This is a genomic window from Actinoplanes sp. NPDC051513 (assembly GCF_044454685.1).
GTDB lineage: Bacteria > Actinomycetota > Actinomycetes > Mycobacteriales > Micromonosporaceae > Actinoplanes.
The window spans coordinates 861,520-879,742 of record NZ_JBITDW010000003.1 but is presented as its reverse complement, the minus strand read 5'-3'; the positions used below and the strand labels follow the sequence as shown (position 1 = coordinate 879,742).

Sequence of the window (18,223 nt, the reverse complement as noted above, 5' to 3'; positions counted from 1 at the left end):
CAGCTCAGCGAGGCAGCCAGAACTGGTTACAACAAAGCGCCCTCGTCGTGGAGCCAATCGACGAACGACGTGGCGACCGCCGCGCCGCAGTCGAGCATCTCGACGACGAGAGCGTCGTGGGCGCCCGCGGCGAGGGGGACCTGCAGCTCGGCGTAGATCGGCAACTGGCCGCGCTCGGTGGGGTCACCCACGTACGCCTTGCAGAAGCGGCGCGTGTGGTTCCACTCGTTGACCACGCGGTAGGCCCGGTCGGCCCAGTCCGGCGGCACCGTCGAGTGCGGCCGGGCGCGCATCACCAGGATCTCGTCGTCGGGGCCCTCGAGGGTGAACAGCACGGCGTGCCGCTCCCACATCGCCAGCAGGCTGCCGCCGCCGTCGGCCAGGAACCGGATGTCGAGCAGGTCGAGCGCCTTGCCGATGCGCGCGAGCGTCACCTGCGAGATCTGCTCGGACTCCTCGGTCTTGGTCGCTTCGACCGGAACAGACCGGCTCGGCTCGCGCTGAGCCGGAACTCCGACCCGCACGGTGCTCCGCACCGCCGAATCACCGTCGGCATCCGGCGGGTTGCCCGCAGCCGAACCCGGACGCCATGACCACCACGGCATCGTTGCGCACCTCACTCCCCAGCAGACCCACCGCCGGACGTAGCGAGTGGATCCGAGGGCCGACGGTACCCGTACAGGTCGCGGAGGTCATCCCCCCAACGGGAGGGCGCGACCGGTCAGCCGATGCGCCATCACCCTTTCAGGTGACTACCTATAGGCATAACGGTCAATTTGCTGACAGCCTGTAGCCAGGCAACTCCATATGGTGCCGAAAGACCCACCCATCGTCCGGCGATCCTGACTCTAGTGTCCGGCACGTCGGCGCCCTCGGGACCCAGAAAACCCATTCGAGAGATCGCCTGAACGAGTCGCTGTGACACCTCGACCGGTTCTCCGGCAGCCGGTGTCACAACGAGCGCCACGTGATCGAGCAGCGCGTCGCGTACCACCCGCTGTCCCACCGCCCGGCCGGAGAGACCGCCGGCCGTCACCTCCCGCAGCGTGCCGGCCGCCGCGGCGGCCAAGCGGGTCAGCTCGGTGGCCGAGACGGTCTCGACGGTCTCGCTCGCGGACGGCGGCAACGGCCAGCGCCACTGCGCGTCCCGCCGGGACGGTAGTTGATCGCCGCCCTGCGCCAGCACCGCGAGCAGCTCGTTGGCGGCGACCGTGGCGTCGTCCGGGCCGCGACCGGCCACCTCCCGGGTGACCAGCACGTCCCAGGGCAGGTGAGCCCACAGCGCCGTACGCCCGCCCGAGCCACGCAGCCGCACCGGCGCTCCCGGATCGAGCCGGGTCAGCCGGGCGAGGAAGGCGCCGGCATCGGGAACGCCGGTCAGCCCGTGCCCGGTGGTCATGACGCGACGTAGGGACGGAGGAACTCGCGCTCTTCGGAAGTCAGCCGGCGCGGATGGCCGTCGGCCAGGTTGTACGGCACGCAGACCGACCTGGCCCGGCTGGCCAGCGCGCCGTCGTCGAAGAGCTCGTAGGAGACCGTGAACGATGCCGCCCGCTGCTCCGAGACCCACATCTCGATGCGCACCGGCTCGCCGTAGTCGACCGGGCGCAGGTAGTCGATCTCGTGCCGGGCGATGACGATGCCCTCCTCGAACGAGCCGAGGCCGTGCTCGCGCGCGCCGACGAAGAACATGGCAACGCGCGCCTCCTCGTACAGGGTGAGGAAGCGCGCGTTGTTGACGTGCCCGTACGCGTCCATGTCGGACCAGCGCACGGGCACGTCGTAGATGAACTTGTCAGTCACGGGTGAGCTTGCGGTAGGTGACCCGGTGCGGCCGGGCAGCCTCCGCGCCGAGGCGGTCGATCTTGTTCTTCTCGTACGCGTCGAAGTTGCCCTCGAACCAGAACCACTTGTCGGGGTCCTCGTCGGTACCCTCCCACGCGAGCATGTGGGTGGCGACCCGGTCGAGGAACATCCGGTCGTGGGAGATGACCACGGCGCAGCCCGGGAACTCGAGCAGCGCGTTCTCGAGGCTGCCGAGCGTCTCGACGTCGAGGTCGTTGGTCGGCTCGTCGAGCAGGATCACGTTGCCGCCGATCTTCAGCGTCAGCGCGAGGTTGAGCCGGTTGCGCTCGCCGCCGGACAGGATCTTGACCGGCTTCTGCTGGTCGGGGCCCTTGAAGCCGAACGCCGCCACGTACGCCCGGGACGGCATTTCGACCTTGCCGACCATCAGGTGGTCGAGACCGTCGGAGACGACCTCCCACACCGTCTCGTTGCCGGCCAGACCCTCGCGGTTCTGGTCCACGTACGACAGCTGGACGGTCTCGCCGACACGGACAATGCCCGCGTCCGGCTTCTCCAGCCCGACGATGGTCTTGAACAGGGTGGTCTTGCCGACGCCGTTCGGGCCGATGATCCCGACGATGCCGTTGCGCGGCAGCGAGAACGACAGGTGGTCGATGAGCGTGCGCCCGTCGAAGCCCTTGGTCAGATCCTTGGTCTCGATCACCGTGCTGCCCAGGCGCGGGCCCGGCGGGATCTGGATCTCCTCGAAGTCGAGCTTGCGGGTCTTCTCGGCCTCGGTCGCCATCTCGTCGTACCGGTCCAGGCGGGCCTTGCTCTTGGTCTGGCGGGCCTTGGCGTTGGACCGCACCCACTCGAGCTCCTCGGTGAGGCGCCGCTTGAGCTTGGCGTCCTTGCGGCCCTCGACCGACAGGCGCTGGGCCTTCTTGTCGAGGTACGTCGAGTAGTTGCCCTCGTACGGGTAGGTGCGCCCCCGGTCGAGCTCGAGGATCCAGTTCGCCACGTTGTCCAGGAAGTACCGGTCGTGGGTGATGGCGATGACGGTGCCCGCGTACTTCGCGAGGTGCTGCTCGAGCCAGCTCACGCTCTCGGCGTCGAGGTGGTTGGTGGGCTCGTCGAGCAGCAGCAGGTCGGGCGCCTCGAGCAGCAGCCTGCAGAGCGCGACCCGGCGGCGCTCACCACCGGAGAGCTGGGTGACGTCGGCGTCGGGCGGCGGGCAGCGCAGCGCGTCCATCGCCAGCTCGAGCTGTGAGTCGAGATCCCAGGCGTTGACGTTGTCGAGCTGCTCCTGGAGCTTGCCCATCTCCTCCATGAGCTCGTCGGTGTAGTCGGTCGCCATCTCTTCGGCGATCTTGTTGAACCGGTCGAGCTTGGCCTTGGTCTCGGCCACCGCCTCTTCGATGTTGCCGAGGACGGTCTTGGACTCGTTGAGCGGCGGTTCCTGCGCGAGCATGCCGACGGTGTAGCCGGGCATCAGCCGGGCTTCGCCGTTGCTCAGCGTCTCGAGGCCCGCCATGACCTTGAGCAGGGTGGACTTACCGGCGCCGTTCGGACCGACTACGCCGATCTTGGCGCCCGGCAGGAAGTTCAGCGTCACGTTGTCGAGCACGACCTTGTCGCCGTGCGCTTTGCGCGCCTTCTCCAGGACGTAGATGAACTGGGCCACGGTGCGCCCTACCTCCGCGATCGTGAATTTTCTTGCCGAATGATTTGCCGGACGAGGTGCAGAATGCAGGGGCAATCTTTCCAGGTCGCCCTCCGGCCATCTGAACAACCCCGCCCGGGGCGTCAGGATTCCCTCACTCGACCGTCTCGACGTTGTTGACCTGAGACGGCCGGCCATCGGCGAAGCGCACCTCGAGGCGCTTCGTGTTGACCAGGAAAGTATTGCCATTCGACGCGGTGGCCTCGAACGAGTTCTCGCCGTCGCGCACCACCCGGGTCAGAAAGAGCCCGTTCTGTCCCTGGACGAGGGGGCCTTCGTCGCTGCGGGTCTGGGACTGGTAGTACAGCGAGCCGGCGCCGTCCTGGCAGATCCAGACAATCGTACGGTTCACCGTGACGACCTTGAAAATCTGCGTCAGGTCGGTCGGCAGCTCCTCCTTGGCCGCGAACTCGATCGCTTCCGGCGGGCAGGCCTTGCGCTCGTCGGTCCAGGACGACTGGGCCGCCTCCGGCGTCCGGGTCGAGTCCCCCGCCGGGTTGGCGACCTGGTTTCGGTGCCGCTCGCCCAGCACGAACCCCCCGGTCATCCCGATGATCGTCAAAAACACCGTGGCAATGACCACAGGGAAGAAGATCGGGCGCCTTGGCGGGGAAAGATCGTCGGACGGTGTCACGGGCCCAGGATGGCACCCGGCAGCCACCCTGGTCCATCGAGGCTGCTGAGGACTGGGCACGCCCCGGGCAGCTACGCAAAGTAGGCTCGGGGTGGGAACAGAAACGACCCGGAGGTGCACTCAGCGTGGCCGAACGAAGTTCCTTCGTCGTAGTTGCCAACCGTCTGCCCGTCGATGAGGTCACTACCCCGGACGGGGAGCGCCAGTGGCGCACGAGTCCGGGTGGGCTGGTCACCGCGCTGCATCCCGTGCTCACCGAGCACGGCGGCACGTGGATCGGCTGGGCGGGCGGCACCGGCGAAGCGCCGGAGCCGTTCGATCTGGAAGGCATCCACATCCATCCGGTGCCGCTGAGCGCCGAAGAGCTGGAGCGCTATTACGAGGGCCAGTCCAACGCGACGATCTGGCCGCTCTATCACGACGCCGTCGAGACCCCGGTCTACAAGCGTCGCTGGCGCGAGGCGTACCGAGTGGTCAACCAGCGCTTCGCCGAGGCCGCCGCCGCGGTTGCCGACGAGGGCGCCACCGTCTGGGTGCAGGACTATCAGCTTCAGCTCGTGCCGGCCCTGCTGCGCGAGCTGCGTCCCGACCTGCGGATCGGGTTCTTCCTGCACATCCCATTCCCGCCGATCGAGCTGTTCATGCAGATGCCGTTCCGGGCCGAGGTGCTGCGCGGCCTGCTCGGCGCCGACCTGGTGGGCTTCCAGCAGCGGCTGGCGGCGCAAAATTTCGTACGCCTGGCCCGGCACCTCCTCGGCCTGCGGTACGAAGGCCAGTCGATCCAGGTGGACGGCCGCAAGGTCAAGGCCGGCGCCTTCCCGATCAGCATCGACACCCGCGAGATGGAACGGATGGCGGCCGACCCGCAGGTGCAGGCCCGGGCCAAGCAGATCCGCGCCGAGCTGGGCGACCCCGAGACGGTCATCCTCGGCGTCGACCGGCTCGACTACACCAAGGGCATCGAGCTGCGGCTCAAGGCGTTCCGCGAGCTGCTCGCCGACGGCAAGCTCAAGGTCGGCGACGCCGTGATGGTGCAGGTGGCCACCCCGAGCCGCGAGCGCGTCGAGCACTACCAGGCGCTGCGGGTCAAGGTGGAACGCGAGGTCGGCCGGATCAACGGCGAGTTCGGCCGGGTCGGCGTCCCCGCCGTGCACTATCTGCACCAGTCCTACAGCCGGCAGGAGCTGGCCGCCATGTACGTCGCGGCCGACGTCATGATGGTGACCCCACTGCGCGACGGCATGAACCTGGTCGCCAAGGAATACGTCGCCTGCCGTGCCGACACCGGCGGCGCGCTGGTGCTCAGCGAGTTCGCCGGCGCCGCCACCGAGCTGCGTCAGGCGTTCCTGTGCAACCCCCACGACCCGGACGGGGTCAAGGACGCGCTGCTGCGCGCGGTCGGGGCCGAGCCGAGCGAGCTCAAGCGGCGCATGCGGGTCATGCAGCGGCACCTGCGCACGCACGACGTCGCCGCCTGGGCCCAGTCGTTCCTCGACGAGCTCAAGGCGGCGTCCAGCGCGTCGAACGAGAAAGAGTCGGCGTCGAACGAGAAGGAGTCATAAGACTCCGACGACGTTTCCGATCACCACCGTGGCGGGCGGGCGCAGGCCGGCCTCGGCGACGTCCCGCGCCACCGCGCCGAGCGTGCTGCGCAGCGATCGCTGGTGTGCGGTCGAGCCCTCCTGCACGACCGCGGCCGGCGTCTCGGCCGGGCGGCCCTCCTCGATGAGCCGGGCCGCGATGGCCGGTAGGTTCTTCAGGCCCATCATCACGACGATCGTGCCGCGCAGGCGGCCCAGGGCCGGCCAGTCGACCAGCGACCGCTCGCTGTCCGGCGCCACGTGGCCGGAGACCACGGTGAACTCGTGGGCGACGCCGCGGTGGGTGACCGGGATGCCGGCCAGCGCGGGCGCCGCGATCGAGCTGGTCACGCCGGGCACGACGAGCACCGGGACGCCGGCGGCGGCACAGGCCAGGGCCTCCTCGCCGCCGCGGCCGAAGACGTACGGGTCGCCGCCCTTGAGCCGCACCACGAACTTCCCCTCGAGCGCGCGCTCGACCAGGATCCGGTTGATCTCCTCCTGCGCCTTCGACGGGCCGTAGGGGATCTTGGCGGCGTCCACGAACTCGACGTCCGGCCGCAGGTCGCCCAGGAGCAAGCCGGGCACGAGCCGGTCGGCCACCACCACGTCGGCGGCGGCGAGCAGGCGACGACCCTTCACCGTGATCAGCTCCGGGTCGCCGGGGCCGGCGCCGACCAGGGCAACCCCCTTGTGCTCGGGCACGGCGGGAAGCTCACTCTCCAGCGCGTGAGCAACCAGGTCGCGTACGGCCATGGCCCGTCGCCGATCACCACCGTCCGTCACCGCGACGGTGACCTGATCGTGCCGGGTCACGGCGGGGGTCCACGCTGTAGCCGCGTCGCGGTCGTCCGCCCGTACGCAAAAGATGTTGTGCTCCTCGGCCGCGGCACTGACGGCCTCGGCCGCGGCCGGATCGTCGATCGCGACCTGCACCAGCCAGGCCCCCTCGACGTCGGCCGGCTCGAACCGCCGCGCCTGCCACGTGGCCCGCCCGGCGTCGACGTGCCCCTGCAGCGCCGGGGTGAGCTCGGGCGCCACGATGTCGATCCGCGCGCCCGCCGCGATCAGCGCCGGCACCCGCCGGGTCGCCACCGCGCCGCCGCCGACCACCAGCACCCGCCGGCCGGTCAGCCGCAGCGCCAACGGATAGAGGCTCATTTCTCCGACACTCCCGCCGAGTCGAACGTGGCGACCTCGTGCAGCACCCGGACGGCCGCGGCGACGACCGGCAGCGCGAGCACCGCGCCGCTGCCCTCGCCGAGCCGCATGCCCAGGTCGAGCAGCGGTGTCAGGCCGAGGTGGGCGAGCGCGACGGTGGCGCCGGGCTCGGCCGAGCGGTGCCCGGCGACCATGGCGGCGATCGCGTCGGGGGCGAACGCGGCCGCGGCCAGCGCGCCGGACGCGGCGATCACACCGTCGACGATCACCGGCACGCGGTGCGCGGCCGCGCCCAGGATGAAGCCGGCTAGGGCCGCGTGTTCGAGGCCGCCGACCGTGGCGAGCACGCCGAGCGGGTCGGCGGGGTCGGGGACATGCTTGGCCAACGCCGCAGCGACTATCTCGGTTTTATGGGCATAAGTTTGGTCGTCGATGCCGGTCCCTCGACCGGTCACCGCGGCGGAGCCGGCACCGGTGAACGCGGCGATCAATGCGGCGGCCGGCGTGGTGTTGGCGATGCCCATGTCGCCGGTCAGCAGGCACTTCGCCCCATCGCCGATCAACTGCTCGGCCACACCGATACCGGCCTCGACCGCCGCGCGCGCCTCGTCGCGAGTGAGCGCCGGCTCGACGGTCATGTCGCGGGTGCCCCGACGGATGTTGGCGTCGACGAAATCGCCGGAAAGCGGCGTCGCCACGCCGACGTCGACCACCGTGACCGAGGCGCCCACCTGGCGGGCGAACGCGTTCACCACCGCTCCCCCGGCCAGGAAGTTCGCCACCATCTGGGCGGTGACCTCCTGCGGCCAGGGGCTGACCCCCTGGGCGTGCACGCCGTGGTCGCCCGCGAAGACCGCGACCGCGGCCGGCCCGGGCAGCGGCGGCGGGCAGACGCGGGCGAGGCCGGCCAGGCGCACCGAGAGCGGCTCCAGATCGCCGAGCGAGCCGGCCGGCTTGGTCAGCCGGGCCTGCAGCTCGCGGGCGGCGGCCATGGCCTGCTCATCGGCGGGCCGGATGGCCGCCACGGTCGTCTCCAGGGTCACGGTCGCTCCTCGATCACGTCGGTCAGGGTCGTCACGAAAGCATCGGTGATCGCAGTGTCGCGCACGGCGATCCGCAGCCACTCGGGGCCCAGCCCGGGAAAAGTGTCGCCACGACGAACCGCATAGCCACGTTCCCGCAGCTCGAGCCTAATTTTGTCGGCGGACGGCAGGCGTACCGAGACAAAGGCGCTCGCGGGTGTGCCGGCGACCGTGAGTTTCGGCACGTGCCGGAGCCGGCGAAGCAGATGATCTCGCTCGGCCGCCACGCGCGGTGCAAGCTCGCGCTCGGCGGCGATCGCGGTGGGTGACGCGCAGGCGATCGCGGCAGCCAGTGCGGGAGTCGAGACCGCCCAGAGCGGTTGCGCGGCAGCTAGGCGCCGCACGAGGCCGGCGGGCGCCAGCAGATAGCCGATGCGCAGGCCGGCGAGGCCCCACGTCTTGGTGAGGCTGCGCAGCACGACGAGTCCCGGAAGATCACTTCGCTCGCTGAGCGACTCGGGCTCGCCGTCGATGCCATCACGGAAAGTAGTGTCGGCGAACGCTTCGTCGACCACGAGCACGCGCCCCGGGCGGGCCAGCTTCGCGATCTCGTCGGCCGGGTGCAGCACCGAGGTCGGGTTGGTCGGGTTGCCGACGAAGATCAGGTCGGCGTCGTCGGGGACCAGGCGCGAGTCCAGCCGGAAGCCGTCCTCCTCGCGCAGGATCACCCGATCGACCTCGTGACCGGCATTGATCAGCGCGGCCTCGGGCTCGGTGAACTGCGGGTGCACGACGACCGGGCGCTTCGCGTTTCTCAGTGCCTGCGCGACGAGCACGAACGCCTGGGCGGCGCCGGCGGTGAGCAAGACCTCGCCGGGGTCGCGGCGGTGACGTCCGGCCACGGCCGCCCTTGCTTCAAGATCATTCGGGTACGCCCTGAGCTGGGTCAACGAGTCGCGGATCGGGTCGGCCAGCCACGCGGGCATCGGCTCGTGCCGCACGTTGACGGCCAGGTCGATCAGACCCGCGCCCACCTCCGTGTCGCCGTGATGCCCCAGGTCGATCGTCATGCCACCAGCATGCCCGACGGTATTCTCCGTCTCACTTCGGCCGTTTCGTCGGTACATGAACGTTTTTGTCATAGCTTCGAGGGGTGGCAGCCGGAAAGATCGCTCCCCTCGTCCGTGCCGGCCTGATCGCGGGACTCGTGATCGCCGGCCTCGCCTACCCGCTCGCCGCCCTCGCCGGCCTCGGCGTCAAGGCCGGCACCGACGCTCTCGCCGGCATGCCGGACGAGCTGATCGAGGTGCCGTCCGCGCAGACCAGCTATCTGTACGCGCGGGACGGCAAGACGCTGCTCACGATGTTCTACGAGGAACATCGCAAGCCCGTGAAGATCGAGGAGATGTCGCCGTACATCACCGAGGCGATCGTCGCGTCCGAGGATGCCCGCTTCTACGAGCACAACGGCGTGGACGCGAAGGGCGTCGCCCGGGCATTCGTCGCGAACCGGCAGGCCGGCGGCATCTCGCAGGGCGCGTCGACACTGACCATGCAGTACGTGCGGATGGCCCTGCGGGACAGCGCGAAGTCGCCGAAGGAGGCGCTCGAGGCGACCGAGCAGACCACCGAGCGCAAGCTGCGGGAGATGCGGCTCGCGATCGAGCTGGAGAAGCGGCTGTCGAAGCAGGAGATCCTCGAGCGGTACCTGAACTCGGCCTACTTCGGGCATCGCGCTTACGGGATCTTCGCGGCGTCCCAGGTGTTCTTCTCGAAGACGCCGGAGCAGCTCGACCTCAACGAGGCGGCGCTGCTGGCCGGGCTGGTGAAGGCGCCGTCCGCGTACGACCCGGCGGCCGGTGACCAGCAGGCCGCCACCAACCGGCGCAACTACGTCATCGACCAGATGCTCAAGATGCGCGTGATCACGCCGGCGCAGGCGGACGGCGCGAAGCAGGCCAAGATCCGGCTGAGGCTGACGACGCCGCCCAACGACTGCATGTCGATCCCGGACAAGTACAACGACTGGGGATTCTTCTGCGACTACGTGAAGGCGTGGTGGCGGGAGCAGCCGGCGTTCGGCGACACGCCCGAGGAGCGCGAGGAGAATCTGCGTCGGGGCGGTTACCGCATCGTCACGTCGATCGACCCCAAGATTCAGGCGTACGCGATGAAGCACGTCCTCGCGAAGGAGAAGCGCCGCAGCCGCTATGCGCACGGCCAGGTCGTGATCGAGCCGAACACCGGGCGGGTCGTGAGCATGGCCGTCAACCGCACGTACTCGCTGCAGCCGAACCCTCGCGACCGGGCCTACCCGAACACGGTGAACCCGCTGCTCGGCGGCGGCAGCATGGCCGGCTACCAGGCGGGATCCACCTTCAAGATCTTCACGATGCTGGCGGCGCTCGACGACGGCATGCCGCTGGACACATCGATCTACGCGCCCGAGCGGTACGTGTCGCAGTACATCACCGCGCCCGGCCCGGCGACCTGCGGCCGGCATTGGTGCCCGAAGAACTCCAGCAAGTCGATGAGCGGCACGCAGACCATGTGGAGCGGCTTCGGCAAGTCGGTGAACACGTACTTCGTGCAGCTGGAGGAGAAGGTCGGGTCGGAGAAGGCGATCGCGATGGCCGAGCGGCTCGGGCTGACCTGGCGCACCGACGTCGACCGCGAGCTGGCCACCCCCGCGCACGCCTCGGGATGGGGCGCGTTCACGCTCGGGGTCAGCGATGCCACGCCGATCGAGATGGCGAACGTGTTCGCGACCCTGGCGGCCGAGGGGAACTATTGCGAGCCGCTGCCGGTGCTGCTGCTGCAGAACCGCGACGGCACGAATACGAAGTTCAACGGCAAGCTGGTCGCGGCCCCGCGATGCCATCGGGTGGTCACGGCCGACGTCGCGCGGGCAGCGACGGACGCCGCCCGCTGCGTGACGGGTTACGGCTCCGCGAAGGGCGGCTGCGGCGGGTGGTCGACATCGCCCATGGTGTACGGCACGATGCACCGGCCCGTGGCCGGCAAGAGCGGCACGACGGACAGCAACAAGACGGCCTGGTTCTGCGGCTTCACCCCGCAGCTGGCCGCGGCCGCGTTCGTGGCCGACCCCGACGACCCCAACGACTACGTCGGCTCGGGCCGCTCGACGATCTCGAAGTACACGGTCGCCGAGACCCTGCGCGACTCCCTCAAGGGCCAGCCCAAGCTCAAGTTCACCCCACCCTCCAAGAAGATCGCCTGGCACGGCACCCACGACGACGATGAGAACGAAGGCAACAGCAACAGCGGCGACAACGGAGATAACGGCAACGGCAACGGCAACAGTGACGAGGACAGCGGCGACTGACCGCCGACCAAACCTCGAAGCGGCCCGCAAGCTGCCCGCAAGCGGCACGTGCCGCCTCGGAGCAGCTCACGGCGTCAGCGCAGCCCGCGGCGTCAGCGCAGCCCGCGGCGTCAGCGCAGCCCGCGGCGTCAGCGCAGCCCGCGGCGTCAGTCTTCAACGCGGCGGCGTCGGGCGGCGGGGGCGTCAGGCGGCTGGGGCGTCGGGCGTTGGGCGGCGGCGTCAGGCCGCGGGGGCCTGGGGCTGTCGTCGGCGGCGGGGTGGGCGCCAGGCCGGGTCGCGGCCGGCCAGGGCCAGGGCCTGGTCGAGCAGGGTGAGCTCGTCGTCGGTGGGGACGGGCGGGTCGAACATGCCGGGGGTGCCCTCGGGCGGGGCCTGGGCAAGGAACTCGATCAGCACCTCGAGGGTGCGCGGGTCGGCGAAGTATTCCTGGCCGGTGGCGCGCGCGAGGTCCCAGCTGTGCATGATCAGCTCGTTCATGGCGACGGTGCCGACGGTGGTGGCGGGCATGGTCACGCCGCCGGCCTGGGACGTGCCAGTCCAGGAGGCCGGATCTTTCCAGGCGGTGGCGAGCTCCTCGAGGTGGACGGGCAAGCGGCTGCGCCAATGGCGGGACAGGTGCTGGGCGGACGGCGGCGGAGGCGGCTCGGCCGTGCCGGGAGCGTCGGTGCGTTTGCGGGCGGCCTGGGCGAACGCCTGGGCAAGGACCATCAGATGATCTAGCAGGACGGCGACGGTCCAGTCGGGACAGGGAGTGGGGTGGATCAGCTCGGTGTCGTCGATGCCCAGCAGAAGCGCTCGCAGTTTACGAACCGGCGGGTCGAAATCCAGCGGCACACGATCGGCCACGGTCGTCCTCCTTCGGGTCGTCGGTGTTAACCCCACGTTACGGGTGGGGTACGACACTTTCACGTTCAACGAAGGGCGTTTTCACGGCTGGACGGGTTTCCGCTCGTCGATCTTCCGTTGCCCGGCGACGAGGCCCCGCGATCGACGATGGCCGAGGTCAGGACGCGGTGATGTCCGCGGTGTCGGAGAGGTCGGGGACCGCCGCCACGCCCGACGCGGGGACCGGGCCGGACGCCGACACGGGACCGCCGGGCACCGGGCCGGAGCCGGGCGCGGGCGGGCGCGGCTGGCCGTGCGGCACTCCCGAATGTGGCTGGTACGGGCCGTGCGGAGTCGCGGGCGAGGCCGGCTGCGCGTACTGCAGCGGGTAGTCGTGGGCCGACTGCCCGGCGTATTCGAGCGGCGGCTGCCCGGCGTATTCGTGCCCCGGCTGGCCCGCATATTCGTGCCCCGGCTGGCCCGCATATTCGTGCCCCGGCTGCCCGGCGTAATCGTGTGAGGGCTGCCCGGCGTAATCGTGCGGCGGCTGCCCCGCGTAATCGAGCGGGGGCTGCACGGCGTAGTCGTGGGCCGACGCGGGCTGCGGTGGGTAGTCGTGGGCGGCGGCCGGCGACGACGGCTGGTCGTGCGGCATCGCGGGTGTGGCGGCCAGCGCCGCGGCCGGCATCGACACCGTCGGCGGCTCCTCGTGCGCGGGCGGCGCCGACATCGGTGGCGCAAGCGGCTGGGTGTGCGCCGGCGAGCCGTGCGGCTGCGAACCGTGCGATGGCGAGGTGTGCACCGGCGAACCGTGCGATGGAGAGGTGTGGGGCTGAGAGGCATGAGGCTGAGAGGTGTGCGACTGCGAGGTGTGGGACTGCGAGGTGTGGGACTGCGAAGTGTTGGGCTGGGGGTTCTGCTGCGGGCCGGGCGGGCCGACGATCGCCGCGGCCACCAGCCGCTTGGCGATCTCGGGCGCGGCTCCCCAGTGCAGCCCCAGCTGGGAGGCGTGCACCTGCCGCCAGACGAAGCCCTCGGGGTTGCCGCCCGACCAGGTCCATGCCGGGACCGTGCCGGCCCGCGGCGTGACGATCGCCCGGTGCTGCTTGTACCCGGTGATCCGGGCGCCGGCCGGAGCGAGCGGCGAGGTCGTCGGCGCGGTGGCCTCGCGGTAGCCGGCCACCGTCTGGTCGCCGGTCACCGCCGACACGTCCAGCACCGCGCACATCGGCCGGCCGTCGAAGTCGCGGCCCAGCCACGGCAGGGCCACCCCCTCGGCGACGACCGGCCAGCCGTCGTGGGCGAATTTCGCGACCGCGTTGCACAGCCGGCGGTTCGCGGACAGCTCCTCGGCGTACCCCTCGGGCAGGCCGGCCCCCACGATCAGCGCGCGGGCGCCCGCCGGCAGCGACTCGTCGCGCAGCGGATCCATCACCGCCACATCGGCGCCGGCCGCCGTCAGGAGCTCGGCCGTCTCGACGTACGTGTAAGGAGCACCCGGACCACCAGCCAGCGCGACGATCGGACGTTGGTCGAAGACCTCCCCGCCCACCGCATCCGCCGGGGTCCAGATCGGGCCCGGCAGGGCCGGAGCGGCGTTGGCCAGCCCCATCAGACGGTCGAGGTCGAGACCGGCGAGCACCGCCTCCCCCAGCCGGCGCACGGCCCGGTTCGCCTCCACCGTGCGATGCGCGACCGGAACCGGGCCGTGTGATCGGGCAGGCAACACGTTCGGCAGGTCGCCGCGGCGCAGAGCGCCCAGCACCGGCATGCCGATGTCGTCGAGCGCGGTGCGCAGCATCTGCTCGTGGCGGGGCGACGCGACCCGGTTGAGGATGATCCCGCCCAGGTGGACCATCTCGTCGAACATCCGGAAGCCGTGCACCAGCGCGGCGATCGAGTGGCCCATCGCCGCCACGTCGACCACCAGCACGACCGGCGCGCGCAGGCTCGCGGCGACCGCGGCCGTCCCGTCGATCTCGGGCTGGCCGGTCAGCGAGTCGAACAGGCCCATCGCGCCCTCGATGACCGAGAGTTGCGTGCCCGAGGCGCCGTGCTGGAAGAGCGGGGCGATGCGCTGCGCGCCCACCAGGCGGGGGTCCAGGTTGCGGCCGGGACGCCCGGCAGCCAGACCGAGGTACGCGGCGTCCGTGTGATCCGGTCCGACCTTGAAGCCCGCGACCGGGATGCCACGCGCCACGCACGCGGCGAGCAGCCCCACGGCGATCGCGGTCTTTCCGTGCCCCGAGGAGGGCGCGCTCACGACCAGACGAGGCTGCGCGCTCATCTTTGTTCCCCCCACGCTCCGGTGTCTTTCCCCCCAGGCGGCCGTGCACGTGAACAGGGCCGCCGGTCAGGCACAGTACCCGGCCTCGGCGGCTGCCGCCCGGTAGCCGGGTAGCCTCAGGGCGTGTACCGGTTTCTGCTGACGCCGCGCTGGCTCGGTGCGGCCGCGCTGGCCGTCGTCGCCGCCGTGATCATGGTCATGCTCGGCAACTGGCAGCTGCACCGGTACGAGGAGCGCAGCGCCATCAACGACCGCATCGACGCCGCTGATTCGGTGCAGGCGGTCCCGCTGACCTCGGTGCTGGCCGCGCCGGCCACCGCCGGGAAGGCGGGCTCGTCCCCGGGCAAGAGCCTGGCCTGGACAAAGGTCACGGTCAGTGGCCGGTACGACGCGACACACGAGATCCAGGCGCGCGGCCGCACGGTCGACGTCGACGTCGGATTCGAGATCATCACGCCCTTGCTGCTGGCGGACGGCACGGCGGTCCTGGTCGACCGCGGCTGGGTGCCGGCGCCGCCGAGCGGGGCGGGCGCCGCGCCGACGGTCCCGGCCGCTCCGAGCGGCGATGTCACGGTCGTGGGACAGGTCCACCTGTCGGAAAGCCGACCCACCGCCATCGAGCACCGGGACGGCCGCCTGGACACCCGCCGCGTCTCGGTCCCGCGCCTCGCGGGCGAAATGCCCTACCCCGTGTACGGCGCGTACGTCCTGCTCACGCAGCAGACGCCGGCGAACGATCCGGCCTTCACCCGCATCCCGATCGACCACGAGGACTCGTGGCAGAACGGCGGGTACGCCGTGCAATGGTGGCTGTTCGCGGGGATGGCGCTGATCGCGTTCGGCTGGCAGGCGCGCAAGGAGGCCCAGATGCGCACAGAGGCCCAGACGCTCACGGAAGCCCAGACGCGCACGGAAGCCCAGACGCGCGCCGGCTCGGGTGCGGCCGACGTTCCCGCGAAGCCACGCGTGACGCTGAAGGACCGCGTGGAAGAGGCCGACCGTAAACGCGAGGCCGCGCGCCTCGCATCGCTGCGCACGCCCGTGGACCGCGTGGAAGAGGCCGACCGCAAGCGCGAGGCCGCGCGCCTCGCATCGCTGCGCACGCCCGTGGACCGCGTGGAAGAGGCCGACCGCAAGCGCGAGGCCGCCCGCCAGGCCGCCGGCGGTGACCCCACCTGAGCGACGGCGGCTCGCGGCGGTGGGCGGGCCCGACTAGGGTTCCGGCATGACCTCCTCGCCGAGCGACCCGTGGGGCATGTCCTCCCCGCAGCCGGACGATCCGTGGAGCGTTCCGCCCAAATCGACGCCGCCCGCGCCATACTCGGCGCCGCAAACGCCGGGCGTGCCCGACCCGGCGCAACAGCCGACTCAGCCGCAGCCCTACACGCCGCCGGCTCAGCCGCAGCCGCACACGCCGCCGGCGGAGTCGCAGCCCTTCCCGCCGGCCGCGGAGTCGCAGTCCTACCCGCCGACCGCGCCCCTGCCGTCGGCGTCGATGACGCCGCAGCCGTACGCTCCGCCCGCTCCAGATCCCGGCCCGGTGATCGTGCAGATCGCCGAGATCTCGGTCACCTCGACGACGGTCTTCACGCCGACCGGCGACATCCCGCTGGCCGGTTCGCAATGGCAGGTCAACGACTACTGGTTCAGCCAGCAGCGCATTCCCCGGTGGGCGATCGTGCTGGCGATCGTCGGCTTCTGCGTCCTGACCATCTTCAGCCTGCTGTTCCTGCTGGTGAAGGAGACGGTGATGCAGGGCACCGTGCAGGTGACGGTGACCAACGGCACCCGGCAGTACGTCGCCCGCATCCCGGTGACCGACCAGGCCGCCGTGACCGGCATCAACCAGCAGGTCAACTACGTCCGCACCTTGGCCGCCCTGTAGCCAGCCCGCCCGCCCCATCACGTGCCGGCCCCTACCGGCGGCCGGCCCGCAACCCGGCCGCCGGCCGATCAGTCGTTTCCCGGGGTCGGATAGCCGCCGATCGTGCGGACCGTCTCGATGGTGTCGGCTTCCGCGGCGGGCTTGTCGTCGCGGTAGCGGAGGACCCTCGCGAAGCGCAAGGCCACGCCGCCGGGGTAGCGCGGGGACGTCTGGACGCCGTCGAAGGCGATCTCGACCACCTGCTCGGGGCGGACCTGCACCACCCAGCCGTTGTCGCTGACCGCCAGCTCTTGGAAGCGGGCCGTCTGCCAGCGGAGGAGCTCGTCGGTGAGGCCTTTGAAGGTCTTGCCGAGCATCACGTAACCGCCGGTCTCGGGGTCGAGCGCGCCCAGGTGAAGGTTGGACAGCCACCCCTTGCGACGGCCGTGACCCCACTCGACGGCGAGGACGACCAGGTCGAGCGTGTGCCGGGGTTTCACCTTGACCCACGCGGATCCGCGGCGGCCCACGTCGTACGGCGCGTCAGTGGCCTTGACGACCACGCCCTCCTGCCCGGCCGCCAGGGCCGCGGCGAAGGCGGCGGCCGCCTCTTCTTCGGTCGTGACGGTCGAGCGGCCGACGATCAGCTCGGCGGGCAGGGCGTCGGCCAGGGCAGCCCAGCGCACGCGGCCGGGCTCGTCGAGCAGATCGGCGCCGTCGAGGTGGAGGAGATCGAAGAAATACGGCACCAGGGGCGGCGCGGAAGGGGTGGCGGAAGCAGAGGGAATTGCGGCGCCCCCGGTGAAGGTGGCGGATGGAGCTGCGGCGGCCGACCTGCGGGTGGCGGCGCGGCTCGACGTCTCCTGGAACGGGCGGGGCCGGCCCGACGCGTCGAGCGTCATGGCCTCGCCGTCGAGGACCGCCTCGCGGATCGGGAGCTTGCGGACGGCGGCCACCACCTCGGGCATCCGGGCGGTGATGTCGTCGAGGCTGCGGGTGAAGACGGCGACCTCGTCGCCCGAGCGGTGCACCTGGATGCGAATGCCGTCGAGCTTCACGTCGACCGTGGCGGGCGTGCCCGTAGCGAGCAGCGCGGCGCCGACGTCGGGGGCGCTCTGGGCGAGCATCGGGGTCAGCGGGGTGCCGACCCGCAGGTGGATCTCGGCGAGCGCGGCGGCGCCGCGGGTCAGCGCTTCCGTTGCGACCTGTTTGAGGTCGCCGGAGAGCAGCAGGGCGCGCCGGACCGCGGTGAGCGGCACCTCGGCGGCCTTGGCGATCGCGTCGGCGAGCAGCCCGGCCTGGGCGCCCTGGCGGAGCTCGCCGCCGAACAGCCCGACCAGCAGGCGCTGCTCGTCGGCGGTCGCGGCGCCAAACAGCGCGGCCAGCAGGTCGCGCCGGCGGGCCTGGGAGCCGGCGCCGGCCACGACCGCGATCTCGGCGATCGCGGAATCGACCGCGCCGACGGTGAGCGTGGCCTCGGCCGCGGGCGGCGGCCGGTCGCGCAGGCCGGCGTAGCCCACGCCGGTCTGTCGCTGGCGTAGCTCGCCGGCCAGGAACGCCGAGCCGGCCGCGATCTCGTCGGGATCGAGCCGGCGCAGGGCGTCGGCCAGGAGCTCGATCTTGGCCTTGCGCCCGGACGTAGCACTCACCGCGGCCGAGGTGGCCGCCAGGTCAAGGAACCGCACGGCCCTATCCTGGCAGCCGCCTACGACAATTTTGTGATGCTCTCTCGGCCCGACCCCCGGGTCGTAGAGCGGGGGACATCAGGCCGCGAGCGGCTCGTCGATACGGAAGCCGCGGGCGCGCACGGCGTCGGCTACCCGGGAGACCTGCGCGTCGAGCGCGCAGAGCGTTGCGGAGATCTCCTCGAGGTGTTCGGTAAGGGACGAATCGTCCCAGTGGGAGACGTCGACGTCATCGAGCGCACGCACCGCCGCACGCATACGGACGATGGACTCGAGCCGATCATGAGAGCGAAGCCGGTCGATGGCGT

General features: G+C 71.1%; 15 protein-coding genes and 1 pseudogene. 4 read left to right on the top strand and 12 right to left on the bottom strand.

The features are described from left to right. Positions 1-26 precede the first annotated feature (26 nt). The 5 genes from ACIA5D_RS14225 to ACIA5D_RS14205 form a co-directional block, all read right to left on the bottom strand. On the bottom strand, positions 27-605 hold the full coding sequence (locus ACIA5D_RS14225) for a YbjN domain-containing protein (RefSeq protein WP_396030299.1): 579 nt from the start codon (positions 603-605) through the stop codon (positions 27-29). A 131-nt stretch (positions 606-736) separates the two neighbouring features. After that, the gene (locus tag ACIA5D_RS14220) at positions 737-1,399 is read right to left on the bottom strand and encodes a hypothetical protein (RefSeq protein WP_396030298.1); all 663 of its coding nucleotides are present in this window, start codon (positions 1,397-1,399) and stop codon (positions 737-739) included. Beyond that, entirely contained in the window at positions 1,396-1,803 is a 408-nt protein-coding gene (locus ACIA5D_RS14215; RefSeq protein ID WP_396030297.1) for an acyl-CoA thioesterase, read from the bottom strand. The genes ACIA5D_RS14220 and ACIA5D_RS14215 overlap by 4 nt, the downstream gene beginning before the upstream one ends. Next, positions 1,796-3,472, bottom strand: a complete 1,677-nt coding sequence (gene ettA, locus ACIA5D_RS14210) for an energy-dependent translational throttle protein EttA (RefSeq protein WP_396030296.1) — start codon at positions 3,470-3,472, stop codon at positions 1,796-1,798. The genes ACIA5D_RS14215 and ettA overlap by 8 nt, the downstream gene beginning before the upstream one ends. 133 nt (positions 3,473-3,605) lie before the next feature. Further along, entirely contained in the window at positions 3,606-4,145 is a 540-nt protein-coding gene (locus ACIA5D_RS14205; RefSeq protein WP_396030295.1) for a hypothetical protein, read from the bottom strand. A gap of 125 nt (positions 4,146-4,270) precedes the next feature. On the opposite strand from ACIA5D_RS14205, the gene ACIA5D_RS14200 reads away from it, so the two are divergent. Beyond that, complete coding sequence (locus tag ACIA5D_RS14200; RefSeq protein ID WP_396030294.1) at positions 4,271-5,707, top strand: trehalose-6-phosphate synthase; 1,437 nt, start codon at positions 4,271-4,273, stop codon at positions 5,705-5,707. Here the strand turns inward: ACIA5D_RS14200 and cobA are convergent. Genes cobA through cobC form a run of 3 tightly spaced genes read right to left on the bottom strand, consistent with a single transcriptional unit; the run spans position 5,702 to position 8,978 of the window. After that, complete coding sequence (cobA, locus tag ACIA5D_RS14195) at positions 5,702-6,886, bottom strand: uroporphyrinogen-III C-methyltransferase (protein ID WP_396030293.1); 1,185 nt, start codon at positions 6,884-6,886, stop codon at positions 5,702-5,704. The genes ACIA5D_RS14200 and cobA overlap by 6 nt on opposite strands. Beyond that, positions 6,883-7,929 carry a nicotinate-nucleotide--dimethylbenzimidazole phosphoribosyltransferase gene (cobT, locus tag ACIA5D_RS14190; RefSeq protein ID WP_396030292.1) on the bottom strand — a complete coding sequence of 349 codons (1,047 nt, stop codon included), beginning with the start codon at positions 7,927-7,929 and terminating at the stop codon, positions 6,883-6,885. Before cobT ends, cobA begins: the two co-directional genes overlap by 4 nt. Further along, on the bottom strand, positions 7,926-8,978 hold the full coding sequence (gene cobC / locus ACIA5D_RS14185) for an Rv2231c family pyridoxal phosphate-dependent protein CobC (protein WP_396030291.1): 1,053 nt from the start codon (positions 8,976-8,978) through the stop codon (positions 7,926-7,928). Before cobC ends, cobT begins: the two co-directional genes overlap by 4 nt. A gap of 83 nt (positions 8,979-9,061) precedes the next feature. Between cobC and ACIA5D_RS14180 the strand changes: the two genes are divergently transcribed. Continuing rightward, positions 9,062-11,254 (top strand): transglycosylase domain-containing protein, encoded by a 2,193-nt coding sequence (locus tag ACIA5D_RS14180; protein WP_396030290.1) that lies wholly within the window; start codon positions 9,062-9,064, stop codon positions 11,252-11,254. Positions 11,255-11,473: 219 nt separating this feature from the next. Here ACIA5D_RS14180 and ACIA5D_RS14175 read toward each other — a convergent pair whose 3' ends face one another. Then, the gene (locus tag ACIA5D_RS14175) at positions 11,474-12,100 is read right to left on the bottom strand and encodes a TIGR03086 family metal-binding protein (protein ID WP_396030289.1); all 627 of its coding nucleotides are present in this window, start codon (positions 12,098-12,100) and stop codon (positions 11,474-11,476) included. A 157-nt stretch (positions 12,101-12,257) separates the two neighbouring features. Further along, positions 12,258-14,366, bottom strand: coding sequence for a cobyrinate a,c-diamide synthase (locus ACIA5D_RS14170; protein ID WP_396030288.1), 2,109 nt, complete (start codon positions 14,364-14,366; stop codon positions 12,258-12,260). A 123-nt stretch (positions 14,367-14,489) separates the two neighbouring features. Between ACIA5D_RS14170 and ACIA5D_RS14165 the strand changes: the two are divergent. Together ACIA5D_RS14165 and ACIA5D_RS14160 are read left to right on the top strand one after the other, a co-directional pair. Then, positions 14,490-15,392 (top strand): annotated as a pseudogene (locus ACIA5D_RS14165) (SURF1 family protein); the annotation flags it as partial. A gap of 199 nt (positions 15,393-15,591) precedes the next feature. Continuing rightward, positions 15,592-16,251, top strand: coding sequence for a hypothetical protein (locus ACIA5D_RS14160; protein ID WP_396030287.1), 660 nt, complete (start codon positions 15,592-15,594; stop codon positions 16,249-16,251). 68 nt (positions 16,252-16,319) lie between these two features. Here the strand turns inward: ACIA5D_RS14160 and ACIA5D_RS14155 are convergent, their stop codons facing one another. Continuing rightward, a complete protein-coding gene (locus ACIA5D_RS14155) occupies positions 16,320-17,915 on the bottom strand; it encodes an ATP-dependent DNA ligase (protein WP_396030286.1) in 1,596 nt (531 codons plus the stop codon). Positions 17,916-17,993: 78 nt separating this feature from the next. Then, on the bottom strand, positions 17,994-18,173 hold the full coding sequence (locus ACIA5D_RS14150; RefSeq protein WP_396030357.1) for a hypothetical protein: 180 nt from the start codon (positions 18,171-18,173) through the stop codon (positions 17,994-17,996). Positions 18,174-18,223: the final 50 nt, after the last annotated feature.